Raw genomic sequence first — 25,472 nt, 5'->3', positions numbered from 1 at the left:
ATGGTGCTGCGCGGGAAGCCCGCCAAGGACCGGGGCCAGACGGTCGTCGAGTTCGTGGGGATGCTGCCGATCCTGATCCTGGTCGGGCTGGCGCTGGTCCAGTTCGGCATCGCCGCGTACGCGATCCAGCAGACCGGTACGGGAGCGCGCGCCGCGGCCCGCACCGCCGGGCTGGACGAGCCGGAGATCACCCCGGACGCCGCCGGGCGGGCGGCGATGAGCGGCTGGCTCGCCAGGGGGGCCACCTTCTCGCCGGGCAGCGGCGGGCCGGACGCGGTGACGGTGACCGCCACGGTACGCATCCCCTCGATCATCCCGTTCGTCGACGACCTCGGTGCCACCGAGAAGACCGTCACCATGCCGCGTACGAAGGAGTCCGCACCATGAGCCTGAGGGCGCGCATCAACGCTCCCGAGGCCCCCAACGGGCAGCAGGAGGAGAATCACCTCGTCGCCGTCTACCGCGGCAAGCTGCTGGAGGAGATCGACCTCGCGGAGATGTCCTCGCTGGCCGCCGCCGAGCGGCGGGCGCGGCTGGAGCGCGTACTGGGCCACATCATCAGCCGCGAGGGCCCGGTCCTCTCCACGCACGAACGGGCCATGCTCATCCGGCGCGTCGTCGACGAGGCGCTGGGCCTGGGCATCCTCGAACCGCTCCTGGAGGACGCCTCGGTCACCGAGATCATGGTGAACGGGCCCGACCAGATCTTCGTCGAGCGGGCCGGCAAGGTCGAGCTGCTGCCGCTGCGGTTCGCCTCCAACGAGCAGCTGATGCAGACCATCGAGCGCATCGTCTCCACGGTCAACCGCCGGGTGGACGAGACGAATCCGATGGTCGACGCCCGGCTGCCCTCCGGCGAGCGGGTCAACGTCATCATCCCGCCGCTGGCGCTGTCCGGCCCCGCGCTCACCATCCGCCGCTTCCCCCGCTCGTACACCCTGCAGGAGATGATCGGCCTCGGCTCGCTGGACGAGCACATGCTGATGCTGCTCGCGGGGCTGGTGCGGGCGAAGTTCAACATCGTCGTCTCCGGCGCGACCGGCTCCGGCAAGACCACGCTGCTCAACGCGCTCTCCGGGCTGATCCCCGAGGGCGAGCGCATCATCACCATCGAGGACTCCGCCGAACTCCGGCTCCAGCAGGCGCACGTGATCACCCTGGAGGCGCGCCCCGCCAACGTCGAGGGCAAGGGGCAGATCACCATCCGCGACCTGGTGCGCAACTCGCTGCGGATGCGCCCGGACCGGATCGTCGTCGGCGAGGTGCGCGGCGGCGAGACGCTGGACATGCTGCAGGCGATGTCCACGGGCCACGACGGCTCGCTGGCCACCGTGCACGCCAACAGCGCGGAGGACGCGCTGATGCGGCTGCAGACCCTGGCGTCGATGTCCGAGGTCGAGATCCCGTTCGTGGCGATCAAGGACCAGATCAACAGCGCGCTGGACGTACTGGTACAGCTCACCCGGCACGCCGACGGCACCCGCAAGATCAGCGAGATCGCGATCGTGGACTCCTACGGCCGCGAGGACTACCGGCTCGTCTCGGTCGCCAAGTTCCTGCCCCGCCCGATGGCCGCAGACGGCACGGTGCACGGCACCTTCGAGTACTACCCGCTGCCGCGCCGCGTCGCCGACCGGCTCTACATGAAGAACGAACCGCTCCCGGCCGCCTTCGGCGTCGCCTCCGACCCCGGCCAGCTCCTCGTCCGCAGGGGCGAGTACTGACCCTCCGCCCGTTCACCCCGCCCCCTCACGGAAGAAACCCCCGCTGCCATGGACAACCTCGCGCTCCTGACGATCGGCGCCACGCTGCTGGGCTGCGTGCTCGCCGTGCTCGGCGTGCACGCCGTCGCCTCGGGCCGGGCGCAGCACGCCGCGCTGGTCGACCGGCTCGACCGGACCGGGCAGTTCCGCGCGCCGGGCCGCCGCCGCGGCTTCGACGGCCTGGACCGCCGGCTGCGCGGGACGCGGTTCGGCAAGCGGCTGGAGATCCGGCTCGCCGCGACCGGCCTGGACCTCACGCCCGGCACGTTCTTCGCCGCCATGGTCGCCGCGGTGCTCGGCCTGTGGCTGCTCGCCAGTGTGCTGCTCGCGCCGTTCTTCGGGCCGATCGCCGCCGCCGCGGGCCTGTGGGGCGCGTTCGCGTACCTCAACTGGCAGCGCCAGAAGCGCACCGAGCGGTTCATCAATCAGCTCCCCGAGCTCTCCCGGGTCCTCGCCAACGCCACCCAGGCGGGCCTGGCGCTCCGTACCGCGCTGGCGATGGCCGCCGAGGAGCTGGAGGCGCCGGCCGGTGAGGAGCTGGGCAAGGTCGCCGACCAGCTCGCCATCGGGCACTCCATCGACGACGCGCTCGGCGCGCTCGCCGAACGGCTGCCCTCGCGCGAGCTGGTCGTGCTGGTCACCACGCTGGTACTCGCCAACCGGGCGGGCGGCACGGTCGTCAGCTCGCTGCGCAACCTCACCGAGACGCTGGAGGAGCGCAAGGAGACCCGCCGCGAGGTCCGTACGCAGCTGTCGCAGGTCACCGCCACCGGGTACGTCGTCCCGCTGCTGGGCCTGGGCGCGCTGCTCGTCATGAACGGCATCTGGCCCGGCGCGCTGGACAAGATCACCGGCAGCGTACTGGGCCAGGGCACGATCCTCGTCTCGCTCGCCCTGTACGCGCTGGGCTTCTTCCTCGTCCGCCGGCTCGGCAAGATCGACGTCTGAGAGGCGCACCATGGGACTCCTCTACGCCCTCCTCCTCGGCCTCGCCGTCCTCGGCGCGGTGTACGGCTGGCGGCTGTACCGCTCCGAGGCGAAGCTGCCCGGCGACCTCGTCGTGGCGCTGGAGGTCGGCTCCTCCCGCACCAGCGCGGCGGGCTCGGCCATCGACCGGCTCGGCATGCGGTACGCGCCGATGGTGCTGCGCATGATGGGCCCCAGGCGCGTCGACCGGCTGCGCAAGCGCATCGACATGGCGGGCAACCCCGGCGGTCTCACCGTCGACCGCTACGCGGCCCGCCGCTTCGTCTACGGCGTCACCGGCGCGCTCGGTGCCCTCGCGATGACGGCGAACGGCCAGCCGGTACTGGCCCTCCTGATGGTCGCGTTCGGGCTCTTCTGGGTCGAGGTCGCCCTCTGGTCCGCCGTCCGGCAGCGCAAGGAAGCCATCGAGCGCACCCTCCCCGACTTCCTCGACGTGCTCGCCGTCGTCGTCTCGGCGGGCCTCGGCTTCCGCCAGGCCCTGGACCGTACCGCCGAGAAGTACGAAGGCCCCTGGTCCGACGAACTGCGCATCACGCTGCGCCAGATGGACATGGGCGTCAGCCGCCGCCAGGCGTTCGAGGAGCTGCGCCGGCGCAATGACTCCGAGCAGGTCGCGATGTTCGTCACCGCGCTCCAGCAGGGCGAGGAGCTGGGCGCGCCGATCGTCGACACGCTCATCGCGATCGCCAACGACATGCGGCGCACCGACGCGCAGAATGCCCGCCGCAAGGCGGCCAGGGCCGTCCCGAAGGCCACCACCACGATCACGATGGTCATGGTCCCCGCCACGATCCTGCTGATCGGCGCGGGGATGTTCCTGGGATCGGGGCTGCTGGGGTGAGGCGCGGCGCGGCGGACCGGCGGGACCGGCGGAACGGTATGTTCCGGCGGCGCGCCGCCGCGCCCATCACCGCGGGCGGCCCGCTGCCGCCGCACGGCCCCGAGGACCCGGCCGCGCCCACCGCCGAGCCCACCCTCCGCCTCCAGCTCAGCGCCCTCCAGGCGCTGTGCCGGCAGGTCTTCGGCTTCCGGCTGGCGATGATCGCCCTCGCCACCCCGTTCGCCATCTACGGCACCAAGCGCGGCTGGCCCACCGTCCTGGTCTGCTCCGCCGTGCTGTTCACCTTCATGGCCTCCTACATGCTCTTCCGTGACTGGGAGCGCTTCGGGCCGCTGCTGCTGCGCCACCACTGGCTGCTCGCCCTGGACGCCGCCTTCGGCGCCCTCCTCCTCTTCACGGCCTCGCCCGCCAGCCCGCTCAGCTACGTCACGATGTGCACGCCGCTGCTGGCGGGCCTGGCCTACGGCTGGCGCGGCGCGGGCGTCTTCGCCTCGCTGACCGTCTGCATCGTCCTGCTGGCGTACGTCGGCGACGCGGACCTCGACATCACCCTCGCCGGCTCCACCCTGCTGCCCGGCGTCTGCGTCCTGGCCGGCGCGGTCGGCGTCACCCTGCGCAATCTGATGCTGCGGTTCGGCGCGGCCAGCCAGGCGCTCACCGAGACCCGCTCCCGGCTCGCCGTCAACGAGGCCGTCGAGTCCGAACGGGCCCGGCTCGCCCGCGAGATGCACGACTCGGTCGCCAAGACGCTGCACGGCCTGGCGCTGGCCGCCGACGGCCTGGCCGGCTCCGCCGACCGCACCGACCCCACGACGGTCAAGCGCCGCGCCGAGCTGGTCTCCCGGGCCGCGCGCCGGGCCGCGGCCGAGTCCCGCGAGCTCCTCTCCGACCTGCGGCGCGAGACCGGCCTGGACGGCGGCGTCGACGTCGTCGGGGAACTCTCCGCGCGGGTCGCCGACTTCGCCCGCCGTACGGGCTTCACGGCCTGCTACCGCCCGCTCGGCGACACGCCCGCGCCCCCGGTCCCGCAGGCCATCGCCCGGCAGCTGCTCACCATCGTCACCGAGGCGATGGACAACGCCCGCCGGCACGCGGCACCCAGCCGCCTGGACGTCACGGCGGGCGTGGTCGAGAGCAGCCTGCGCATCAGCGTGTACGACGACGGCCGCGGCCTGCCGCCCGGTACCACCCTGGACGGCCTGCGCAGGGCCGGGCACTTCGGCCTGGTCGGCATGGTGGAACGGGCGGCCGGCATCGGCGCCCGCATCCGCATCGGCCGCGGCCGTGCCACGAAGGGGACGGAGGTCCGGGTGGAACTCCCGCTGGCGGCCGTCCTGCCGAAGGCGCCCCTCGCGCCGCTGCCCGTACCGCCGTCCCGACCAGCCGCCAGGCCGTGAGAGGAGGCCGCACCATGCCGGAATTCCGTGATCCGGGCGGCGCGCCCGCCACCGACCCGTTCCCCCTCGACGACATGTTCCCCTTCGACGACGAGATGTTCGTCCTCGACGAGGACCCGTTCGCCTTCGGGGACCGGCCGTCGTCCTACGGGGGCGGGCCGTCGTCCTTCGGGGAGGCTCCGGCCCCTTTCCCGGACGGCCCGCTGCCCGGGCGGGGCGCGCCCCTCCGGGTCCTCGTCGCGGACGACAACCCCGTCGTACGCGCCGGGCTCACCGTCCTGCTCTCCGGGCGCCCGGACATCGAGGTCGTCGCGGAGGCGGCGGACGGCCGCCAGGCGTACGACGAGACGCGCCTGCACCGCCCCGATGTCATCCTGCTCGACGTCCGGATGCCCGGCGTCGACGGCATCTCCGCGCTGCCGCACCTCGCCCGCCTCGCGCCCGTCATGATGCTCACGTACAGCCGGGAGAGCGAGCTCGTACGGGAGTCGCTGCGGCTGGGCGCGGGCGGCTATCTCGTGCACGGCGAGTTCACCGCGGACGAACTGGCCGACGCGGTACGGGACATCACGGCGGGCCGCGCCCGCTTCACCGCCACGGCCTGCAACGCCCTGCTCGCCCACGTCCGTTCGGAGCCGCCGGGGCCGGGAGTACCTCAACAGCCCCTCCCGGAGGGGCTGGGCGCGGCGTACGGGGCGGAGCCGGCGGGCGGCGCGCCGTACGGAACCGGCCAAGGAGCCGGGGCTTCACCTTCCGGCCACCGTGCGGGCGCACCGGACGAACTCGCTGCTGCTGCAAATGGCAATTCCAGTCAGAATGGCCCGCCTGACGCTGCGAGTTCGCAGTATTGCGGGGTGTACTCGGTCTCGAATTCATCGCGTCCGGTGCAAACTACTTCGCAACCGCAAGTCGATATGGCACAGTCTGCGACTGGGCCGCACCGAGCGGCCGCGGCCGTCCCCGCGCAGCGGGACGGTGCCCGGTGGGCGCAGCAGGGAAACGGCACGGACCGGTTCGGGCTGAGCCATCGCGAGGCGGAGGTGATGGAACTGATCGCGGCAGGCATGACCAACGCGCAGATCGCCGCCACCTGCTTCATCAGCGAGAAGACCGTCAAGAACCACATCAACCGGATCTTCACCAAGCTGCACGCCACCAGCCGGAGCCAGGCCATCGCGGTCTGGCTCGGTACCGCCCGAAGGGGAACGCAGAGCCATGGCTGAAGGGGGGACGGGCCGCCCGGTCCGAGGGGGGACCGGCGCGGCCCGCACCGAAATTTGGGCCCGCGGGGAGGTTTGGGCCCGGGATTGGGTCCGGGGACCCATGCCCGGCGTGGGCGCCCCGGCGTACGTTTCCCGGGTCGCCGGCGGTACCGGCCGGGGGGAAGCAGGTGCCACGTACGGCGTGGAAGCCTGCGCGCCGGCCCGTATCCGGCCGGCCGGACCCGGAGGGGAACACCACCATCATGAACAAGCGGATGCTGAAGGCCACGACCGCCACCCAGGTGCACATCGGATCCTGGCGGGACGCCTGCATCGAGCGGATGTACGGGCGGGAGCGCTCCAAGGGGCAGACCGCGGTGGAGTACATCGGCATGATCGTGGTGGTCGTGGCGATCATGGCGGCGATCGCGGGCTTCACGGACATCGGCGACACGATCAAGAACAAGATCAAGGCCGCGATCAACAGCGTCAAGACCGGCTGACCCTTCCCGCGCCGCGGATTTCGCGCGCGGCGCTGCGGACGTGCCGCGATTCAGGGCAGGCCCTCCCCATCTACATCACGGTGGTGGCGGGCCTGCTCTTTCTCGCGTTCGCGTACTTCGCGGTGGGACAGGCGGCGGCCGCCCGCAACGGCGCCCAGTCCGCGGCCGATGCGGCGGCGCTGGCGGCCGCGCAGGATGCCCGTGACCAGCTGCGCGAGGCCCTGATCGGCTCCCTCCAGGAGCCCGCCGACTGGCCCGTACTCCTTGCGGGGCAGCGCTACGACGCTATCCGGGCCTGTCTGGCGGCCGGCAGCTTCGCGCAGCGCAACGACGCCGCGGTGGCGGGCGACGGCTGCCTGCAACTGGCCGATGACCGGCAGGGCTTCACCGTCCAGGTGCGGACCACCGGCGGCATGGGCGCCTCGGTCATCCCGGGCACCGAGAACGAGCAGGCGGAGGCGCGGGCCACCGCGGTCATCGAGCCGAAGTGCGCCCTGCAACCGGACGAGGAGCCGGGCGGGGGCGGTACCGGCGACGAGAGCCCGAAGCCGGAGCCCGGCGCGGGCGACCAGGAGCCCGGTGCGGGCGACAAGGACAAGGACCGCGACTCCCGGCAGCTGAGCCTGAGGTGCGACGGCCAGGAGTGGTCCATCGATCCCGAGGAACCGGATCCCGCGCACCCGGGCTTCCCGCGTGCGGCCGATCTGTTCTCCGTAAAGCTTGCCGACTGAAGCCCTCTCACGGCTGACGGCGCGAAGACGAGTAGAGGACGAGTTCATGAGTATGTGGCAGATCACCCCGGCGCGACGGACGGTGGCCGCCGCTTCCCTCGCGGCGGCGCTCGCCTTAACGCTGTCCGCGTGCGGTGACGACACAGGGAAGACGCAGAGCCGGATACCGTCGGCCGGCCCGCAGCACACCAGTGACCAGGGCGGCAGCGAGCGGGCGGGACAGCCCGAGAAGCCGGCCGAGGAGACGGTGATCGCCACGCTGCACGGCCCGCAGGGCATCACGCTGGACGTGACCTCGGCGACCCGCGACTCCAGCGGATTCGTCACCGTCAACGGCAACTTGAAGAACTCCTCGGACGACGACTTCACCGACACCGCCCAGTGGACCGGTCCCGAGCTGGCCATGAAGCGGGCCGCCGGCGACTCCCTCGGCGGCGCCACCCTCGTGGACAAGGCCGAGAAGAAGCGGTACTACACGCTGCGCGACACGGAGAACCGCCCGCTGGCCACCACCGGGCTCGGCATCGTCGCGGCCAACTCGGCCCAGAAGGTCTTCATGCAGTTCCCCGCGCCGCCCAAGAGCACGACCGACGTGGACCTGCAGATCCCGACCTTCCAGGCCGTCTCCCTCACGCTCACGGACGCGTGATCCGATGAGGACCACTCACCGCTACCGCGTGCGCGGGCCCGTACTGCTGCTGTCCTCGGCGCTGGCGGCGGGCCTGACCCTGGCCGGCGGATCGGCCGCGCTCGCCGACGAGGACGTACCGGCCGCGCCCTCCGTCTTCCGCGGCAAGGTCGACGTCAACGACCCCGACCTCAAGCTTCCCGAGGGCAAGACCCTCGCCGCGCCCAAGGTGCTGGACATCAAGACCGTCGTCGGTGACGAGCGCGGCACGGAGCAGCGCGAGGACTCCAACTCCGATGTGAAGTTCCAGCTCCAGGCCGAGGTGCTGTTCGGCAAGGACAGCGCGAAGCTGTCCGACGTGGCGAACGACCGCATCGAGCAGATCGCCGACGAGATCGAGCAGCAGCACGCCACGACCGTGACCGTGGCCGGCTTCACCGACGACCTCGGCTCGTCCGAGCACGGTCTGAAGCTGTCCAAGCAGCGGGCGGACGCCGTCCAGCGGCAGCTGAACGAGGACCTCGGCGGCAGCGGCATCACCTTCGAGATCCGCGGTTACGGCGAGGACGCGCCCGTCGCGAGCAACGACACCGAGGAAGGCCGCAAGAAGAACCGCCGCGTCGAGGTGTCCTTCCCACGGGCCGAGTGAGCATCGGCCCGTGACGGGCGCCTCCATGTGAAGAGACACCACATATCCCCGTGAAGGTGGTGAAGAAGGCCCAGGCCGGACTCGACGCGGCCCGGGGACGGATGACAGCGTGCATCCGGACCGGGTGGGCGCCGGCCTGATGGCTGTCGTACGCGCCGGCCGGCGTACCCGCGGCCACATCCCGCAGGTGCGGCGACGAAAGGCAATATACGGAACACCTGAGTGGGAGCTGACGTGACACTGGATCTGACGGTCGGCGGTGTCTGGGGCCCGCGGCAGGAGAGCCCGGACCAGCTCGCCGAGCGCTGGCTGCGACTCCTGCGGCGGCTGGCGAGGATCGCGCCGGAGGACTTCGCGGGCTGGCGGGCCGAGGCGGTCGGACAGGCGGAGCAGCTGCCCGAGAACGTCGATGCGGCGTGGTTCGCCTCGTACCTCTCGCGCGTCAACCCCCAGGACGACGCCGCCACGATCGGGTACTCCGCGGTCCTGGTCGCGGCCCGGCCCGGCCGGCCGATCATCACCCTGAGCGTCGGGGCCGGCGGCACCCCCGCCTTCGCGCCGCAGACCGCCGTCATCACGGTCCGCTCCGCCGACCTGAACGATTCGGCACCGCTGGTCACCCGGCTCCCCGAGGTGCTCACCGCGATCGCGGAGGAGTGGGACGCGGACTGGGGCGACATCGCCGACGACGACCTCCTCCGCGCGCTGGAGAAGGAGTACGAGCTCGACAACTCCACGCCGCGCTGCGGCCGGGCCGTCTACCTCTCCCAGCGCCGCCGGGTGCTGGTCCCGGAGGACGTACCGGGGCGCCGGCTGCACACCGAGCACGGCGGCCTGGTCATCGACCTCGGCCGGCCGGACGGCACGGCCCCGGACGCCGACCACGTCCTCGCGGTCAACGGCCTGCTCCGCAAGGCCGGCGCGCTGGAGGAACTGCCGTACCCGATGGACCGCGCGAAGTGGTGATCGCGCGCCGGTAAGATCCCGGCCCGGCGCAGGGGAGGGGCACGATGGGCAGGTGGCGGGACGGCCGGGGGCGGTTGCAAATTTCGGGCGGCGAGAGCGTCCCCGTGAAGATCGCGGCGTCCTACCGCGCCCGGACCCGCGGGCTGCTGGGCCGGGACGGCATCGAGGGAGCCGTCCTGCTGACGCCCGCGAGCAGTATCCACACCTTCCGGATGCGCTTCGCGATCGATGTCGCCTACCTGGACCGTGACCTGACCGTCCGCGCCGTCCGCACCATGCGGCCGAACCGGCTCGGCCGCCCGCGGCTCCGCGCCCGCCACGTCCTGGAGGCCGAGGCGGGCGCGCTGGCCGCCTGGGGCCTGCGGCCGGGCACCCGCCTGACGATCGAGACGCCGTAGGGTCGTTGGCCGTGGTTGGGCCCCAGGGCCCATGACCTGGTGCGGTCATCGCCCGTACGGTCGGGGCGTGCATCCGCTCCTGATCGTCCTCGCCGCCGTGTACGGGGCCGCCGCCGGGCTGCTCGTGCCGCGCGCCGCCTACCGGCTGGCCGTCGAGCCCGAGGAGGGCCGGCGGACGGCGTGTCCGCAGGGGCACCCGATCACGGGCGTGGCACGCGGCTGGCTGGGCCGCGCGCGCTGCCGGGCCGTGGAGCCCGCCGCACTCGTCACGGTCCCCGCGCCCCTCGCCTCCGTACGCCCCGCGCCCTGCCCGGCGTACGGACCCGCGCGCACCACCGCGCCCCTCATCACCGCCGCGGCCTGCGCGCTGCTGGCCGCGGGCGTCGGGCCCCGGCCCGAGCTCGCCGTCTGGCTGCTGCTCGCGCCGGTCGCGGTGCTGCTCGCGACGGTCGACGCGGCCGTGCACCGGCTGCCGGACGTGCTGACCCTGCCGGCCGCCGGCGCCGCCGCCGCGCTCCTGGGCGCCGCCGCGCTGCTGCCGGGCCACCGCGGATCGTGGACCGGCGCGCTCCTGGGCGGGCTCGCGCTGGCCGCCGCGTACTTCGTGCTCTTTCTGATCCGGCCCGACGGGCTGGGCTTCGGCGACGTCAAGCTGGCGCTGACGCTGGGGATCGCGCTGGGCTGGTACGGCTGGGCCGTGCTCTTCCTCGGCGCCTTCGCGGGGTTCGTACTGGGCTCGGTGTACGGGATCGGGCTGGTGCTCGCGCGACGCGCGGACCGGAAGTCCGCGATGCCCTTCGGCCCGTTCATGGTCCTCGGCGCGCTGCTCGGCCTGCTGCTCGGGGGATACGCCACAGCTTGACCGGTATGTGCCCTATTGTCGTTTCCGCACCGCCCGCGGCGCTCAGCTGGAAGCGCATCGCCCGGGCCGCCCGTCCCCGCCGCCGGGGGCGGCCGGGCCCGCGGCGACGAGCCACCAGCCGGTGCGCGGCACGGCGGCGCGCCGCTGGGACCGAGGACCGTGAGGATTGGGGGCCGCGGAGGACCGAGACGGAACGATCGCACGACGACCGGTGAAGTCCGCTACGAAGACCGGAAAAGTCCGGTCATTGCCTCGCGCTCCGGGTGCGCCGCGCCGCACTCGGGGCGCTTCCCTTTTCCGCGTCAAGCCGACGACCGTGGACGTGTCGCTCCTGCGGGGTATCCGTGACCGGCGGGACGAGAGGTCCGTCACGCTCGCGACGTGACGGAGGGGACAGGTCCGACACGGTACGGAACAAGATCATTAAGGCGACGGGCCCGCCATGGCACGGGCGGCGGCACCCGAATTCAAGATCATTAACGGAATTCGGGTACCGCCGGGACGCTCTCGCCGCGCCTTGATCAACTCCGTGACACGCGGGCTGACCGCCGCTGATGCGCGCAGCACACCCCAACCGGGGTTATGGTGGAAACCCCCCCTCGGGCCGGTCCGTATCCCCCCCACGGACCGGCCCGCTTTTTTATGTTCCGGCGCGCTGTCGGCGGCCTACCGCCGCGCCCAGATGTTCACGCCCTCCGTCGAGGTCGCGAATTCATCGATCTCGGCCAGCTCGGCGTCGGTCAGCTTGTCCCCGCCGAGCGCCGCGACATTCGCCTCCAGCTGCGCCACGCTGCTCGCGCCGATCAGCGCCGAGGTCATCCGCGCGTCCCGCAGCACCCACGACAGCGCCAGCTGCGCCAGCGACTGGCCGCGGCGCTTCGCGATCTCGTTCAGCCCGCGCAGCCGCCGCACGACCTCGTCGGACAGCAGGTTCGGGTCCAGCGACTTGCCCTGGGAGGCGCGCGAGCCCTCGGGGATACCGTTCAGGTACTTGTCGGTGAGCATCCCCTGGGCCAGCGGCGCGAAGGAGATGCAGCCCATGCCCGCCGCCTCCAGGGTGTCCAGCAGCCCGTCGTCCTCGGTCCAGCGGTTGATCATGCTGTACGAGGGCTGGTGGATCAGCGCCGGTACGCCCATTTCCCGCAGAATGCGGGCCGCCTCGCGGGTCTGCGCGGAGTTGTAGGAGGAAACGCCCACATACAGCGCCTTGCCCTGCTGCACCGCGGAAGCCAGCGCGCCCATCGTCTCCTCGAGCGGCGTCTCCGGGTCGAATCGGTGCGAGTAGAAGATGTCGACGTAATCGACGCCCATCCGCCGAAGCGACGCGTCCAGCGACGAGAGCAGGTATTTCCGGGAACCCCATTCTCCGTACGGACCGGGGTGCATCAGATATCCGGCCTTCGTGGAAAGGATCATTTCGTCCCGGTAGGACCGGAAGTCCTGCGCGAAGATCTTGCCGAAGTTCAGCTCCGCCGAGCCGGGCGGCGGGCCGTAGTTGTTCGCCAGGTCGAAGTGGGTGACGCCCAGGTCGAAGGCGCGCCGCAGGATCGCGCGCTGCGACGCCAGAGTGCGGTCGTCGCCGAAGTTGTGCCAGAGTCCGAGAGAGATCGCCGGGAGTTTCAGGCCGCTGCGGCCCGTACGGCGGTACTCCATGGAGTCGTAGCGCGAATCTGCCGCGCGGTAGTCAGAGGTGCCAGTCATGACCATCTCCTTATCACGGAGTTGTGACACACCTGATTGGGTCATTGCGACACCCGAGACGTAAAGTTGCGGACTTGAGGCGACGGGGGCGACCGCCAAATAGGCACGGAGGGGCTGGACCACACATGCTGCGATCTTCCGGGATGGGTATCCCGTATCCCCCTGTTGTGCGGGAGTTCGTGTACAAGCTGTACGAGCGCCGCGTGGAGCGCCGGCTGGACCACTCCCAGGTGCCCAAGCACATCGGCGTCATCCTGGACGGCAACCGCCGCTGGGCCCGCGCCGACGGTCTGACCACCGAGCAGGGGCACCAGGCGGGCGCGGCGAAGATCGAAGAGATGCTCGGCTGGTGCGGGGAGACCGACGTCCAGGTCGTCACCCTGTGGATGCTCTCCACGGACAATCTCGACCGGCCGGAGAAGGAGCTGAAGCCGCTCCTCGGCATCATCGAGAACACCGTGCGGCGGCTCGCGGCCGACGGCCGCTGGCGGGTGCACCACGTCGGCAACCGCGACCTCCTCCCCGCCGGCACCCAGCAGGTGCTGAAGGAGGCCGAGGAGGCCACGGACCACATCGGCGGCATCGTCGTCAACGTCGCGGTCGGCTACGGCGGCCGCCAGGAGATCGCGGACGCGGTCCGCTCGCTGCTGCTGGACGAGGCCGGGCGCGGCGCCTCGGTCGAGGACATCGCCGAGACCGTCGACGTCGAGAAGATCTCCGAGCACCTGTACACCCGCGGCCAGCCCGACCCGGACCTGGTGATCCGCACGAGCGGCGAGCAGCGGCTGTCCGGCTTCATGCTGTGGCAGAGCGCCCACTCGGAGTACTACTTCTGCGAGGTCTTCTGGCCCGCCTTCCGCAAGGTCGACTTCCTGCGTGCCCTGCGCGACTACGCCTACCGGCACCGGCGTTACGGGGTCTGACGTGCGGCACTGCTGGGGGCCCGGGGGTTATCCCCCGGGAAGGCACAGCCTGCGTGCCCTGCGCGACTACGCCTACCGGCACCGGCGTTACGGGGTCTGACCCCGCCCGCCACGGGGTGGCGACGGCCTGTCAGGGCCGGGGCGTGACACGTCACATGGGGCCTGCCATTCACCGGTAAGCACGAATTCACTGGCCGTGCGTCATATGCCGGGGCATGGCAGCAGGTGTTCGCGGGAATATCCCTTCCAGGACGGCACCCGAAGAGCCAGGTCCAGTGGGTGCCGCTCTGCAGCGGGCGGCATGCCGCCGTCCGCCCGGGAGGCCCTTTGCGCATCACGGACGATCGTGCGGACCGCACGGCCGACGCGGAGGGCCGGTGCCCGGCCCGCGCATCGCGGCCCGAGCCCGGCCCCATCCCCCGCGACGCCGTCGCACCCCGACCTCATCCGAGGGGGTTCGTCCACCCGTGGTGAACAGCAAGCAGCGCCGTGAGGCCGACCGGCGCACCTACGTCCTCGACACCAGCGTCCTGCTGGCGGATCCAGGCGCCATGGCCCGCTTCGAGGAGCACGAAGTCGTGCTGCCGGTAGTAGTGGTCACGGAGCTGGAAGCCAAGAGGCACCATCCCGAGCTCGGTTACTTCGCCCGGCAGGCGCTGCGCCAGCTGGACGAGTACCGCGTGCGGTACGGCCGCCTGGACGCGCCCCTCCCGATCGGCGAGGTCGGCGGCACGCTGAGGGTCGAGCTGAACCACTCCGATCCGGGGGTCCTCCCCGTCGGCTATCAGATGGGGGACAACGACTCGCGGATCCTCGCCGTGGCGCGCAACCTCCAGGCCGAGGGGTACGACGTCACCGTCGTCTCCAAGGACCTGCCGCTGCGCATCAAGGCGTCCTCGGTCGGCCTGCTGGCGGAGGAGTACCGCGCCGAGCTGGCGATCACCGACTCCGGCTGGACGGGCATGACGGAGCTGACGATCGGCGCCGAGGAGATCGACGACCTCTTCGCCGCGGAGAGCGCATACGTCCCCGAGGCCGCTGAGCTGCCCGTGCACACGGGGCTGGTGCTCCAGTCCGAGCGCGGCAAGGCGCTCGGCCGGGTCACGGCCGACGGCCGGGTGCGGCTGGTGCGCGGCGACCGCGAGGCGTTCGGCATCCACGGCCGCAGCGCCGAGCAGCGGATCGCGTTGGACCTGCTGCTCGACCCGGAGGTCGGGATCGTCTCGATGGGCGGCCGGGCCGGCACGGGCAAGTCGGCGCTGGCGCTCTGCGCGGGCCTGGAGGCCGTACTGGAGCGCCGGCAGCACAGAAAGGTGATGGTCTTCCGGCCGCTGTACGCCGTGGGCGGGCAGGAGTTGGGTTACCTGCCGGGCACGGAGGCGGAGAAGATGGGCCCGTGGGCGCAGGCCGTCTTCGACACCCTCACGTCCGTGACATCGGCCGATGTCATCGAGGAGGTGGTGGGCCGCGGGATGCTGGAGGTGCTGCCGCTCACCCACATCCGCGGCCGGTCGCTGCACGACGCGTTCGTGATCGTCGACGAGGCGCAGTCCCTGGAGCGGAACGTTCTGCTGACCGTTCTGTCCCGAATTGGGGCCAATTCGCGCGTCGTTCTGACCCATGACGTCGCGCAGCGCGACAACCTGAGGGTCGGGCGGTACGACGGTGTGGTCGCGGTCGTGGAGAAGCTGAAGGGCCATCCGCTCTTCGCGCACATCACGCTCAACCGCTCGGAGCGGTCGCCGATCGCGGCCCTGGTGACCGAAATGCTGGAGGACGGGCGGATCTGATCCTCTATAGGGGCCGCGCCCTGTATGGGGAGGTCGGCGCGGCTCCGACCCGTTGTGTGACCTGCGCCGTCCGGCGAAGCCAGAGAGCCTAGCCGGGCGGCGTCGTCGCGCGCGGAGATATCCGGAAACTCAGTGGCGTAAACGAGGTGTGAGCTTTCACACCCGGCTCAGAATTGATTCCGCGCGTCCGCTTCGGGCAGAGTCTGGGACCTGTCAGGCCCCGCATACGGCACATCAGCACCCCCAGCGGTGTAGAACCACAGAACTGAACAGCGTTCGCCGTATGCCGCCCGAGCACCACGCGGACCCCCGAGGGGGACGCACCGGGCCAGCGCCTCCTGTGACCAGCCGACCCCACCCGCACTTCGGGGACGGAGCAATACGGAGGCCAGCGCCAGGGGCACGATTGCGTCCGCGATGGTCACCTACGCGGACGACGCTGGAAGGAAAACGTGTGAGCCGGATTTCGGTCCGGGGATTCGCCGTGGCCTCCGCCACCGCGGTCACCACAGTCGGCGCCGTTGTCGGCGTCGCGTCGGGCGCTCAGCCGGGCTCGGTCGCCAACACCGAGGCAGCGGCTGCCGACGCGACGATCGCCGACATCCCCGCGGGCCAGCAGGCCCAGGTGGAGACGGCGTCCCTCGTGCAGCAGGCGGATGACCAGTCCACCCAGGCGAACGCCGCCGCCCTGAAGACCGCCCAGGAGGCGGCCCGCAAGGCGGCAGCCGAGAGCGCACAGGCCAAGAAGGACGCGGCCGAGCGTCAGCTCGCGGCAGAGAAGCAGGCCGCCAAGGAGCGCGAGGAGGCCAAGCAGGCCGCCAGCCGCTCCGCCGAGCGCGGCGCTCTGGGTGACATCGCCGTCAAGTCGTCGTACACGATCGCAGAGACCCAGGCGATGGCCCGGCAGATGATGCCGGCCGACCAGTTCCAGTGCTTCAGCAACATCGTGGACCACGAGTCGGGCTGGAACTACAAGGCCGTCAACGCCTCCTCGGGCGCCTACGGTCTGGTCCAGGCACTCCCGGGCTCGAAGATGGCCTCCGCGGGTTCCGACTGGCAGACCAACCCGGCCACCCAGATCAAGTGGGGCCTGGGCTACATGAACGACCGCTACGGCAGCCCCTGCGGCGCCTGGTCGTTCTGGCAGGCCAACAGCTGGTACTAGACCGGCCCGCAGTACAGCGACGCGAAACCCCCGACCGAACAGGGTCGGGGGTTTCGCGCTTTCCGCACAGGTAACGTCGTCCCGACAGTGAACCGAGGGGGGAAGAGGAAGCGACATGTCCAGACTGCCTCAGTGGGTCGGCGGGGCGGGGGCCGGCCTGACGCGGCTCGCCGCGCGCCTGGAGGAACGGCGCCGGCGTACGGAGGCCGCGGCGGCCGACGGCGACGGCGACGGCCGGCTGGGGCACGGCGCGGTGCACGGCCACGCGGTACCGCCCAAGCCGCTCGAACCGCCCATGCCGTCGGAACCGCCGGTCGTGCCCGGTGGTGCTCCCTCGGAGGGCGCGGGGGCCGCCGCCGGTACTCCTTCGGAGGACGGGGGCGCCACGCGCGCCACGGACGCCTCTGAGGCCACAGAGGCCGCTGCTGCTTCCCCGGTACCCCCGAAGCCATCGACGCCCCCTCAGGAGGCCGCACCGGCGTCCGTGCCCGCGCCGCCCGCGTACGCGCCCGCCGTGCCGTCCCGGCCCGAGCCCGTGGACGCGGTGCCGTGGGGGATACGGGTCGCCGCCGAGGCGGGCTGGCGGCTCCTCGTACTGGCCGCCGCCGTGTACGTCATCGCGCGCGCCATCACCGGAATCCAGCTGGTGGTGCTGGCGTTCGTCGCGGCGCTGCTGATCACCGCGCTGCTGCAGCCGACCGTGGCCTGGCTCAAGCACCGCGGGCTGCCCAGGGGCCCGGCGACGGCCATCACGTTCATCACCGGGTTCGTCATCATGGGCCTGGTCGGCTGGTTCGTGGTCTGGCAGGTCATGGACAACATCGACTCGGTCTCCAGCCGGGTCCAGGACGGCATCAGCGAGCTGAAGGACTGGCTGCTGAGGAGCCCGTTCCATGTGACCGAGGGTCAGATCAACGACATCGCGAAGAACCTCCAGGACGCGATCGGCTCGAACACCGAGGAGATCACCAGCGCGGGCCTGGAAGGCGTCACGGTCGTCATAGAGATGCTCACCGGCATCCTCCTGGCGATGTTCACCACGCTCTTCCTGCTCTTCGACGGGCGGCGCATCTGGGAGTGGCTGCTGAAGCTCGTGCCGAGCGCGGCGCGGGAGGGCGTGGCGGGGGCCGGGCCGCGGGCCTGGCGGACGCTGACCGCGTATGTGCGGGGCACGGTGATCGTGGCGCTGATCGATGCGATCTTCATCGGCATCGGGCTGTACTTCCTGAACGTGCCGCTCGCCGTGCCGCTCGCGGTGTTCATCTTCCTCTTCGCCTTCATCCCGCTGGTGGGCGCGGTGGTCTCGGGCGCGCTGGCGTGCGTGGTCGCGCTGGTGACGCAGGGCGTGTTCACGGCGCTGATGGTGCTGGTGGTCGTGCTGGCCGTGCAGCAGATCGAGGGCCACATCCTGCAGCCGTTCATTCTTGGCCGCGCGGTACGGGTGCATCCGCTGGCCGTGATCCTCTCGGTCGCGGCGGGCGGACTGATCGCGGACATCGGCGGCGCGGTGGTGGCGGTGCCGCTGGTGGCCGTCACGAACACGGTGGTGTCGTACTTGCGCTCGTACGCGCATGAACAGGCCCTGCGTCGGGCGCCGGTGCCGTCCCGGGGCGCCGACGGCTAGCCGCCGTGGGGCCTGAGCCCGTCGCCCGGCTCTCGCGCCGCGCTGGTTGCTCGCGCAGTTCCCCGCGCCCCTGACGGCGAAGGCCCCCGCGGACATACGTCCGCGGGGGCCTTCGCATGTATGCGGCTGGGGTCAGCCCGCCAGCGCCGCCTCGGCGTCCAGCGTCGCGCCGACCGCCTGCAGCACGGAAGCAATCTTGAACGCTTCCTGGATCGTCTCGCGGTCCACACCGGCCTTGCGCAGCACCTGCTCGTGCGAGTCCAGGCACATGCCGCAGCCGTTGATGGCGGAGACGGCCAGCGACCACAGCTCGAAGTCGACCTTGTCGACGCCGGGGTTGCCGATGACGTTCATCCGCAGACCGGCGCGCATCGTCCCGTACTCGGGGTCCGACAGCAGGTGCCGGGTCCGGTAGAAGACGTTGTTCATCGCCATGATGGCGGCGGCCGACTTCGCGGCGGTGTACGCCTCGGGGGAGAGGTTGGCCTTGGCCTCCGGCTCCAGCTCGCTCAGCACCTTCGGCGAGCGCGACGCGATGGCGCAGGCCAGAACGGTGCCCCACAGCTGCTGCTGCGGCAGGTCGCTGTTGCCGATCACCGAACCGAGGTTCAGCTTCAGGTCCTTGGCGTAGTCCGGAACGGCGGACTTCAGATCGTCGAGTGCCATGTCAGAAGGCTCCGTTCACTCGCCGGAGAGCAGCGCGACCGGGTCGAGGGTCTCGTCGCCCTTGCTCCAGTTGCAGGGGCAGAGCTCGTCGGTCTGCAGGGCGTCCAGGACCCGCAGGACCTCCTTGGGGTTACGGCCGACGGAGCCGGCGGTCACCATGGTGAACTGGATCTCGTTGTTCTGGTCCACGATGAACACGGCGCGCTGCGCGAAGCCGTCCTCGCCCTCGATGCCCAGGTCACGCATGAGCTCGTGCTTGGAGTCGGCCAGCATCGGGAAGGGCAGGTCGGTCAGGTCCGGGTGGTCCTTGCGCCAGGCGTGGTGCACGAACTCGGAGTCGCCGGAGAAGCCGAGGATCTGGGCGTCACGGTCGGCGAACTCCTCGTTCAGCTTGCCGAAGGCCGCGATCTCGGTCGGGCACACGAAGGTGAAGTCCTTGGGCCACGCGAAGACGATCTTCCACTTGCCCTCGTAGGTCTTGTGGTTGATCTGCTCGAACTCCTTGCCCTTCTCCAGCGAGACACAGGCAGTCAGGTCGAACTCGGGGAACTTGTCACCGACAGTGAGCACACGCACTCCTTGCAAGGTAGGAAATCCCTTTTGGGGTTTTCCTGGGGGTTGGACGTTCACCACACTGCCACAGGCTGCATTGATCAGTGAAATAGCTAGACTCGGTGGTGTTGATCGGAGGTGGTTATCAGTGGCCCAGCCCACGACCCCGGCTGCCGGACGCCCTCGGCAGCCCTCGCTCTCGCAGCTCCGCGCGTTCGCCGCGGTGGCCGAGCATCTGCACTTCCGCGAGGCGGCCGCCGAGATCGGCATGAGCCAGCCCGCGCTCTCCGGTGCGGTCTCGGCCCTGGAGGACGCGCTCGGGGTGCAGCTTCTGGAGCGTACGACCCGAAAAGTACTGCTGTCGCCCGCAGGGGAGCGGGTGGCGGCCCGTGCACGCACAGTGATGGCGGCGGTCGGTGATCTCATGGAGGAGGCCGAGGCGGCCCGCGCGCCCTTCACCGGCGTCCTGCGGCTCGGCGTCATCCCGACCGTCGCGCCCTACCTGCTCCCGACCGTGCTGAAGCTCGTGCACGGCACGTACCCGGACCTCGATCTCCAGGTGCACGAGGAGCAGACCGCCTCGCTGCTGGACGGCCTGGCGCAGGGGCGGCTGGACCTGCTGCTGCTCGCCGTGCCGCTCGGCGTCGCGGGCGTCACCGAACTCCCGCTCTTCGACGAGGACTTCGTGCTCGTCGCGCCCAAGGAGCACTGGCTCGGCGGCCGCGGCGACATCCCGCGCGAGGCGCTCCGGGAGCTGGACCTGCTGCTCCTGGACGAGGGGCACTGCCTGCGCGACCAGGCGCTGGACATCTGCCGGGAGGCGGGGCGCGACGAAGGGGCCGCGGTGACCACCAGCGCGGCCGGACTCTCCACGCTCGTCCAGCTGGTGGCCGGCGGGATGGGCGTCACGCTGCTGCCGCGCACGGCGCTCCGCGTCGAGACGGGGCGCAACGAGGAGCTGACCACCGGGTACTTCGACGACCCGGCGCCCTCCCGGCGGATCGCGCTGGCCATGCGGACGGGCGCGGCACGGCAGCGCGAGTTCGAGGAGTTCGCCCAGGCACTGCGGACGGCGCTGCGGCCACTGCCGGTACGGATCGCGGACTGAGGGCCGGTAACCGAGGCCCGAGTGGGCTCACTCCGTACGCAGCCCGTCCGGCCGCATCATGCGCCACAGCGGCGGCAGGCTCAGCGCGGTGACCAGCAGGACCACCCCGGCGGCGCTGCCCGCGACGCCCGCGATCACGGCCCCGTCCAGGTGCACTTCGGCGCCGGAGAGCGTCAGCAGTACCGTGCCGAGGCCGGTGCCGGCGATCACCGCGAGTACGAGGCCCAGCGCTACCGGGATCGCGGTCTGCCACAGCAGCGACCAGCCCATCGTGGCGCGGCGGGTGCCGAACGCGTCCAGTACGGACAGCAGCCGCCGACGCTCGCGCAGTTGCTCGACGGTGGAGACGATCAGCCCGGCGCCGATGAGCAGCAGGACGAGCACGGCGCCGAGGAAGAGCGCGGTGCGCACCCCGTCGTACTGCCGGTCGTGCGGGTTGTCGACCGCGGACAGCTCCCGCAGCCCCGGGTTCACCTGGAACGCCACCGTGCGGATGCGTTCCACGGCCTCGGTCTCGCGCGCCTTGTCGTAGCCGACGAGCAGCTCCGTCGTGGGGTCCTGCAGCCGGGCCGGGGAGAGCGCGCCGGGGGTGGCGAGGATGTCGCCGGGCAGGTCCTCGCCGGGGTGGCGGACGGTCTGCACCCGGCGCGCGGAGTCCGGCACGGTCCACGGCCGGGGCGGGCCGGTGTCCTCGTATCCCTCCGGCGGGTTCAGGTTCAGCCGGACGCCGGGGTGTACGAAGGCGGGGTCGGTGGCGCGGCCGCCCTGGTTCTTCGACACGAAGACATCGCCGTCCCGGCAGGCGCCGATCCGGGCCTTGCGCCGCAGCTCGGCGCAGTCGCCGACGGTCACCATGGCGGTCTGCACGGAGCGGTAGCCGTCGGCGTCGCGGGTGCCGCGGTCGCCCGCCGGGCTCACCGGCGCGCGGACCGTGCCGTGCGCCCAGGTCACGCCGGGCGTGCGGCGCAGCGTGGTCAGTACGTCCCGGGTCCCCTGCCGGTCCGAGGCGCCGCCGCTCAGCTGGATCACCGGGCGGCTCGCCGACTCCTCGTACGCCTGCGCGTAGCCGACCTGGTAGGTGGTGAAGACCATGTGGAGGGCGATGGCCCCGGCGACCGCAACGGTGATGCCGCCGACCGCGCGCTGGGCGGCGCCACTGTTCAACTGGAGCCGCCGTACGGCCAGTTGCCAGGGCACGGGGCCGCCGCGCAGCCGTGCCACGACGGCCTCGACGAGCCAGGGCAGCAGCGCGGTGACGCCGAGGAGCAGCAGCGCGGCGCCGAGCGCGAGCCGTACGACGCGGAACCAGTCGTCGGGCGCCTGCGGGTCCCGGGCCAGCGAGAGGAGCAGCGCGAGGCCGGTCAGCGGCAGCGCGAGCCGCCACCCGAGCCGGCGGCGCCGCACCGGGCGGTTGCGTACGACGCCCAGCGGCTCGGCGGTCACCGAGCGCTGCGCGAACAGCGTGACCAGGACGGAGGCCGCGGGGACGAGGACGGCGACCAGCGCGGCGAGGCCCGGGGACGGCACCACGTCGGCGGGGAAGGCATTGACGCCCCACAGGGTGACGGCGCCGACCGCCTGCCGCCCGGCCAGGAAGATCAGCAGGCCGACCGCCAGGCCGAGCAGCGCGCCGACCACCGCCTCGCCCGCCGCGATCCGGCGGGTGGTGGGGATGTCGGCGCCGACCAGCCGGAGCGCGGCCAGCCGGGCCTCGCGGCGGTCGCCGCCGAAGCGTACGGCGGTGCCGATGAAGACCACGACCGGCATCAGGAGGACCACGCAGGCCAGGACGGTCAGCAGGACGAGCCGGGCGCTCGGCGGCTGCGGGTCGAAGAGCTTGCCGAAGCGGCTGATGCGGTACGCCTCGCCCGCCGACCGGTCGTCCAGCCCCGCGACGAACGTCAGCTCCTGCGGGCCGAGCAGCCCCTTGTCGCCGATGGTGCCGACGACCTCGTAGTCCAACCGTGCGCGCAGCTGCGCGCTGTCCGGTGCGGCGAGCAGTTCGCGCAGGGCGGGGGAGACCACCATCTCGCCGGGCCCCGGGAGGCGTTCGATGCCCGGTGGTACGGGCGGGTGGGCGCCGTCGGGCCGCACCAGACGGCCGCGTACGGGCTCGCCGTGGAAGGCGGTGTCGGCCTGGGCGTACTGCACGGTGCGGTCCGAGGCGCGCGGCTCGTGCGCCTGGCCGAGGTTCTCGCGGGCCTTCTCGCGGCCGTGCCAGGCATCGAGTACCGACGGGGCGGAGCAGGCGAGCAGCAGGACGGCGACGCCGATGCCCACGCCGAGCGCGCTGAGCGCCGTACGGAACCAACCCTCGCGGCCGCCGGTGACCGCGAACCGGGCGCCCATGGCGAGATCGCGCAGCCAGGCGGCGGGGCGCGTGCCGAGCAGAGGTGTCACAGGCCCGCCAGGGATTCCCTGACCCGCCCGTCGCGGACGGTGATCTCGCGGTCGGAGTAGGCGGCGACGCGCGGCTCGTGGGTGACGAGGACGACGGCGGCGCGGGTGTCGCGGGCCGCGTCGGTCAGCAGGGTCAGGACGCGTTCGCCGTTGAGGGAGTCCAGGGCGCCGGTCGGTTCGTCGGCGAACAGCACACGGGGGCGGCCGACGAGAGCGCGGGCGACGGCCACCCGCTGGCCCTGGCCGCCGGATATCTCGCCGGGGCGGTGGCCCGCGATGTCCTCCACCTCCAGGCGGGTCAGCCACTCGCGTGCCGCGGCCTCGGCGGCCTTCCGCTTCGTGCCGTTGAGTCGCAGCGGCAGCGCGACGTTCTCCAGGCACGTCAACTCGGGTACCAGCCGGCCGAATTGGAAGACGAAGCCGAAGTCCGTGCGGCGCAGGGCGCTGCGCTCCGCGTCCGGCAGCGCGGTCAGCTCCCGGCCGTCGTAGCGGACGCTGCCCGAGTCCGGCCGGACGATGCCCGCGAGGCAGTGCAGCAGGGTCGACTTGCCGGAGCCGGAGGGGCCCATGACGGCGACGACCTCGCCGGGGTGGACGGAGAAGTCCGCGCCGTCCAGCGCGGTCGTCTGCCCGTATGCCTTGTGCAGCCTCTCGCCGGAGAGTATCGAGCCGTCCGGCGTCATCCGCGTACCGACTGGGCGAGCTTGTCGAGGCGGGCCGCGGTCAACTCCAGCCAGCGCAGGTCCGCTTCGAGGTGGAACAGGGCGTGGTCGCAGATCAGCTGGTCGGCCAGGTCGCCCCGGCGCTTGCGCTCGGTCAGTCCGCGCATCAGCCGGAGGTGTTCGGCGCGCTGGGTGTCCAGCAGCTCGGCGGCGTCCCGGCCGGTCATCAGGGCGAGCACGACCTTCGTGTAGAGCGTGGAGTGCAGGTACGGCTCGGGCTTCTCCGGGCTCCGCAGCCACTGGGCCACGTCGGTCACGCCCGCGTCGGTGATGGCGTACCGCTTGCGCTCGGGCCCGGCGCCGGCCTCGATGCCGTCCACCTCGACCAGGCCGTTCTTCAGGAGCCTGGACATGGTCGAGTAGACCTGGCCGTAGTGCAGCGGGCGGTCCTGCCCGAAGTGCTCGTCGAAGGCCCGCTTGAGGTCGTAGCCATGACGGGGGCCGGACTCCAGCAGGCCCAGCAGGGTGTGACCGATTGACATGACGCCCAGCCTAGGCGGCTATTCACGCCACGTATACGTCGGGTGCAGAGCGGCTACTCGTCCGCCGGAGGCGGCTCTTCCGTCTTCGGTGGGCGCCCCCGGCGCCGCATCGCTCCCGCGTCCTTGGGCAGCCGCCCCGCCTCCGCCAGCGCGCGGCGGAGCAGGAACTCGATCTGCGCGTTGGCGCTGCGCAGTTCGTCACCGGCCCAGCGCACCAGCGCGTCGTGCACCGACGGGTCGAGCCGCAGCAGCATCTGCTTGCGCTGCTGCGGCCGCCGGCCCGGCGTCCCGGGCTCCTCGCTCTTGGGGCTCACTGGTAGAGCGAGCCCGTGTTCAGGACGGGCTGCGCGGCACGGTCCCCGCACAGCACCACCATCAGGTTCGAGACCATGGCCGCCTTGCGCTCCTCGTCCAGCTCGACGATGCCCTGCTGGCTGATCCGGTCCAGGGCCGACTCGACCATGCCGACCGCGCCCTCGACGATCTGCTGGCGGGCCGCGACGACCGCGCCGGCCTGCTGCCGCTGGAGCATCGCGGAGGCGATCTCGGGGGCGTACGCGAGGTGGCTGAAGCGCGCCTCGATGATCCGGACGCCGGCCGCCTCGACCCGCGCGGTCAGCTCGGCGGCGAGCTTCTCGGTGATCTCCTCGGCGTTGCCGCGCAGCGAGAGGGCGTCCTCGTCGTGCGCGTCGTAGGGGTACTCGATCGCGATGTGCCGGACGGCCGCCTCGGTCTGGGTGGCCACGAACTCCAGGAAGTCGTCCACCTCGAACAGCGCCTGCGCGGTGTCCTCGACCTTCCAGACCACGATCGAGGCAAGCTCGATGGGGTTGCCGTAGGCGTCGTTGACCTTCAGGACCGCGGTCTCGTGGTTGCGCACCCGGGTGGAGATCTTGGTGGCGCTGGTGAGCGGGTTGATCCAGCGCAGGCCGTCGGTGCGGATCGTGCCGACGTACCGGCCGAAGAGCTGGATGACCCGGGCCTCACCGGGCGCGACCATCTTCACGCCGCCCATGCAGAAGAGGGAGACGAACAGCAGCAGGATGCCGACGCCGATCATCGTGCCGCCCAGCCCCTTGTCCCCGTCCGAGGCGGAGGTGGCGCCGAGAATCGCCAGGGCGATGCCGGCGAAGACGCCGAGCACGGTCAGCAGCAGGCCGAGGCCGCCCGGGATGCTGTGCGCGGTCACCTCTCTGACCTGTGGCTCAGGCAGGACCGGGGTGTCGGGCTCGGTGGTGGTGGGCGGGTGCTCGGACATGGGGTTCCCCCGTTCCGTACGGCGGTCGGGCCGTACTCGCGTGCTTTCGCTGGTCTAGCAAAGTGATAGCTATTTAAGGCCAGCAGGCTGGGCGGCGCAAGGGCGGACGCGGAAACTTCCGAACGGTTGCACAGGAAAGAGGTGCTCATTCTCA

Annotated in this window: 26 protein-coding genes; 18 read left to right on the top strand and 8 right to left on the bottom strand. The window is 71.8% G+C overall.

What is annotated here, in order from left to right; all coding sequences use genetic code 11:
• The 13 genes from AB0I82_RS18655 (at position 1) to AB0I82_RS18595 (ending at position 10,927) form a co-directional block, all read left to right on the top strand.
• Complete coding sequence (locus AB0I82_RS18655; protein ID WP_363258327.1) at positions 1-387, top strand: TadE family protein; 387 nt, start codon at positions 1-3, stop codon at positions 385-387.
• Entirely contained in the window at positions 384-1,724 is a 1,341-nt protein-coding gene (locus AB0I82_RS18650; protein ID WP_363258326.1) for a CpaF family protein, read from the top strand. The genes AB0I82_RS18655 and AB0I82_RS18650 overlap by 4 nt, the downstream gene beginning before the upstream one ends.
• 48 nt (positions 1,725-1,772) lie before the next feature.
• Positions 1,773-2,711, top strand: a complete 939-nt coding sequence (locus AB0I82_RS18645; RefSeq protein WP_363258325.1) for a type II secretion system F family protein — start codon at positions 1,773-1,775, stop codon at positions 2,709-2,711.
• 10 nt (positions 2,712-2,721) lie between these two features.
• Positions 2,722-3,591, top strand: a complete 870-nt coding sequence (locus AB0I82_RS18640) for a DUF5936 domain-containing protein (RefSeq protein ID WP_363258324.1) — start codon at positions 2,722-2,724, stop codon at positions 3,589-3,591.
• Between the two features lie 38 nt (positions 3,592-3,629).
• The gene (locus tag AB0I82_RS18635; protein WP_363258323.1) at positions 3,630-4,988 is read left to right on the top strand and encodes a histidine kinase; all 1,359 of its coding nucleotides are present in this window, start codon (positions 3,630-3,632) and stop codon (positions 4,986-4,988) included.
• Positions 4,989-5,002: 14 nt separating this feature from the next.
• Positions 5,003-6,211: a response regulator transcription factor gene (locus tag AB0I82_RS18630; protein ID WP_363258322.1), complete on the top strand. Its 1,209-nt coding sequence runs from the start codon at positions 5,003-5,005 to the stop codon at positions 6,209-6,211.
• A gap of 242 nt (positions 6,212-6,453) precedes the next feature.
• Positions 6,454-6,693 carry a hypothetical protein gene (locus tag AB0I82_RS18625; protein WP_363258426.1) on the top strand — a complete coding sequence of 80 codons (240 nt, stop codon included), beginning with the start codon at positions 6,454-6,456 and terminating at the stop codon, positions 6,691-6,693.
• Entirely contained in the window at positions 6,690-7,424 is a 735-nt protein-coding gene (locus AB0I82_RS18620; RefSeq protein WP_363258425.1) for a pilus assembly protein TadG-related protein, read from the top strand. The genes AB0I82_RS18625 and AB0I82_RS18620 overlap by 4 nt, the downstream gene beginning before the upstream one ends.
• 46 nt (positions 7,425-7,470) lie before the next feature.
• Entirely contained in the window at positions 7,471-8,073 is a 603-nt protein-coding gene (locus tag AB0I82_RS18615; protein ID WP_363258321.1) for a hypothetical protein, read from the top strand.
• Between the two features lie 4 nt (positions 8,074-8,077).
• Complete coding sequence (locus AB0I82_RS18610) at positions 8,078-8,701, top strand: OmpA family protein (protein WP_363258320.1); 624 nt, start codon at positions 8,078-8,080, stop codon at positions 8,699-8,701.
• A gap of 234 nt (positions 8,702-8,935) precedes the next feature.
• Positions 8,936-9,667: an Imm52 family immunity protein gene (locus AB0I82_RS18605; RefSeq protein WP_363258319.1), complete on the top strand. Its 732-nt coding sequence runs from the start codon at positions 8,936-8,938 to the stop codon at positions 9,665-9,667.
• A gap of 44 nt (positions 9,668-9,711) precedes the next feature.
• Entirely contained in the window at positions 9,712-10,065 is a 354-nt protein-coding gene (locus tag AB0I82_RS18600; protein WP_363258318.1) for a DUF192 domain-containing protein, read from the top strand.
• Between the two features lie 67 nt (positions 10,066-10,132).
• A complete protein-coding gene (locus AB0I82_RS18595) occupies positions 10,133-10,927 on the top strand; it encodes an A24 family peptidase (RefSeq protein ID WP_363258317.1) in 795 nt (264 codons plus the stop codon).
• Positions 10,928-11,593: 666 nt separating this feature from the next.
• On the opposite strand, the gene mgrA is transcribed toward AB0I82_RS18595, so the two are convergent.
• On the bottom strand, positions 11,594-12,628 hold the full coding sequence (gene mgrA, locus AB0I82_RS18590; RefSeq protein ID WP_363258316.1) for an L-glyceraldehyde 3-phosphate reductase: 1,035 nt from the start codon (positions 12,626-12,628) through the stop codon (positions 11,594-11,596).
• 143 nt (positions 12,629-12,771) lie between these two features.
• Here mgrA and AB0I82_RS18585 point away from each other — a divergent pair, with 143 nt between their 5' ends.
• From AB0I82_RS18585 to AB0I82_RS18570, 4 genes are all read left to right on the top strand, one after another.
• Positions 12,772-13,551 carry an isoprenyl transferase gene (locus AB0I82_RS18585; protein ID WP_363258424.1) on the top strand — a complete coding sequence of 260 codons (780 nt, stop codon included), beginning with the start codon at positions 12,772-12,774 and terminating at the stop codon, positions 13,549-13,551.
• A gap of 467 nt (positions 13,552-14,018) precedes the next feature.
• On the top strand, positions 14,019-15,341 hold the full coding sequence (locus tag AB0I82_RS18580; RefSeq protein ID WP_363258315.1) for a PhoH family protein: 1,323 nt from the start codon (positions 14,019-14,021) through the stop codon (positions 15,339-15,341).
• A 454-nt stretch (positions 15,342-15,795) separates the two neighbouring features.
• The gene (locus AB0I82_RS18575) at positions 15,796-16,506 is read left to right on the top strand and encodes a transglycosylase SLT domain-containing protein (protein WP_363258313.1); all 711 of its coding nucleotides are present in this window, start codon (positions 15,796-15,798) and stop codon (positions 16,504-16,506) included.
• Between the two features lie 115 nt (positions 16,507-16,621).
• Positions 16,622-18,130, top strand: coding sequence for an AI-2E family transporter (locus tag AB0I82_RS18570; protein ID WP_363258312.1), 1,509 nt, complete (start codon positions 16,622-16,624; stop codon positions 18,128-18,130).
• A 132-nt stretch (positions 18,131-18,262) separates the two neighbouring features.
• Here the strand turns inward: AB0I82_RS18570 and AB0I82_RS18565 are convergent, their stop codons facing one another.
• Positions 18,263-18,796, bottom strand: coding sequence for an alkyl hydroperoxide reductase (locus AB0I82_RS18565; RefSeq protein ID WP_363258311.1), 534 nt, complete (start codon positions 18,794-18,796; stop codon positions 18,263-18,265).
• A 15-nt stretch (positions 18,797-18,811) separates the two neighbouring features.
• Positions 18,812-19,366 carry a peroxiredoxin gene (locus tag AB0I82_RS18560; protein ID WP_030265371.1) on the bottom strand — a complete coding sequence of 185 codons (555 nt, stop codon included), beginning with the start codon at positions 19,364-19,366 and terminating at the stop codon, positions 18,812-18,814.
• 130 nt (positions 19,367-19,496) lie between these two features.
• Between AB0I82_RS18560 and AB0I82_RS18555 the strand changes: the two genes are divergently transcribed.
• Positions 19,497-20,456: a hydrogen peroxide-inducible genes activator gene (locus tag AB0I82_RS18555; protein WP_363258309.1), complete on the top strand. Its 960-nt coding sequence runs from the start codon at positions 19,497-19,499 to the stop codon at positions 20,454-20,456.
• 27 nt (positions 20,457-20,483) lie between these two features.
• Here AB0I82_RS18555 and AB0I82_RS18550 read toward each other — a convergent pair whose 3' ends face one another.
• The 5 genes from AB0I82_RS18550 to AB0I82_RS18530 are packed head-to-tail and all read right to left on the bottom strand — an operon-like array spanning position 20,484 to position 25,318.
• Complete coding sequence (locus AB0I82_RS18550) at positions 20,484-22,856, bottom strand: ABC transporter permease (RefSeq protein WP_363258308.1); 2,373 nt, start codon at positions 22,854-22,856, stop codon at positions 20,484-20,486.
• Positions 22,853-23,539, bottom strand: a complete 687-nt coding sequence (locus AB0I82_RS18545; protein WP_363258307.1) for an ABC transporter ATP-binding protein — start codon at positions 23,537-23,539, stop codon at positions 22,853-22,855. The genes AB0I82_RS18550 and AB0I82_RS18545 overlap by 4 nt, the downstream gene beginning before the upstream one ends.
• Complete coding sequence (locus AB0I82_RS18540; RefSeq protein ID WP_363258306.1) at positions 23,536-24,060, bottom strand: PadR family transcriptional regulator; 525 nt, start codon at positions 24,058-24,060, stop codon at positions 23,536-23,538. The genes AB0I82_RS18545 and AB0I82_RS18540 overlap by 4 nt, the downstream gene beginning before the upstream one ends.
• Positions 24,061-24,113: 53 nt before the next feature.
• Positions 24,114-24,374, bottom strand: coding sequence for a hypothetical protein (locus AB0I82_RS18535; protein ID WP_363258305.1), 261 nt, complete (start codon positions 24,372-24,374; stop codon positions 24,114-24,116).
• Positions 24,371-25,318, bottom strand: a complete 948-nt coding sequence (locus tag AB0I82_RS18530; RefSeq protein ID WP_363258304.1) for an SPFH domain-containing protein — start codon at positions 25,316-25,318, stop codon at positions 24,371-24,373. Before AB0I82_RS18530 ends, AB0I82_RS18535 begins: the two co-directional genes overlap by 4 nt.
• Between the last annotated feature and the right edge of the window lie 154 nt (positions 25,319-25,472).

It is taken from the genome of Streptomyces sp. NPDC050315 (assembly GCF_040655775.1).
GTDB lineage: Bacteria > Actinomycetota > Actinomycetes > Streptomycetales > Streptomycetaceae > Streptomyces.
This window is presented reverse-complemented; position numbering and strand designations above follow the sequence as displayed.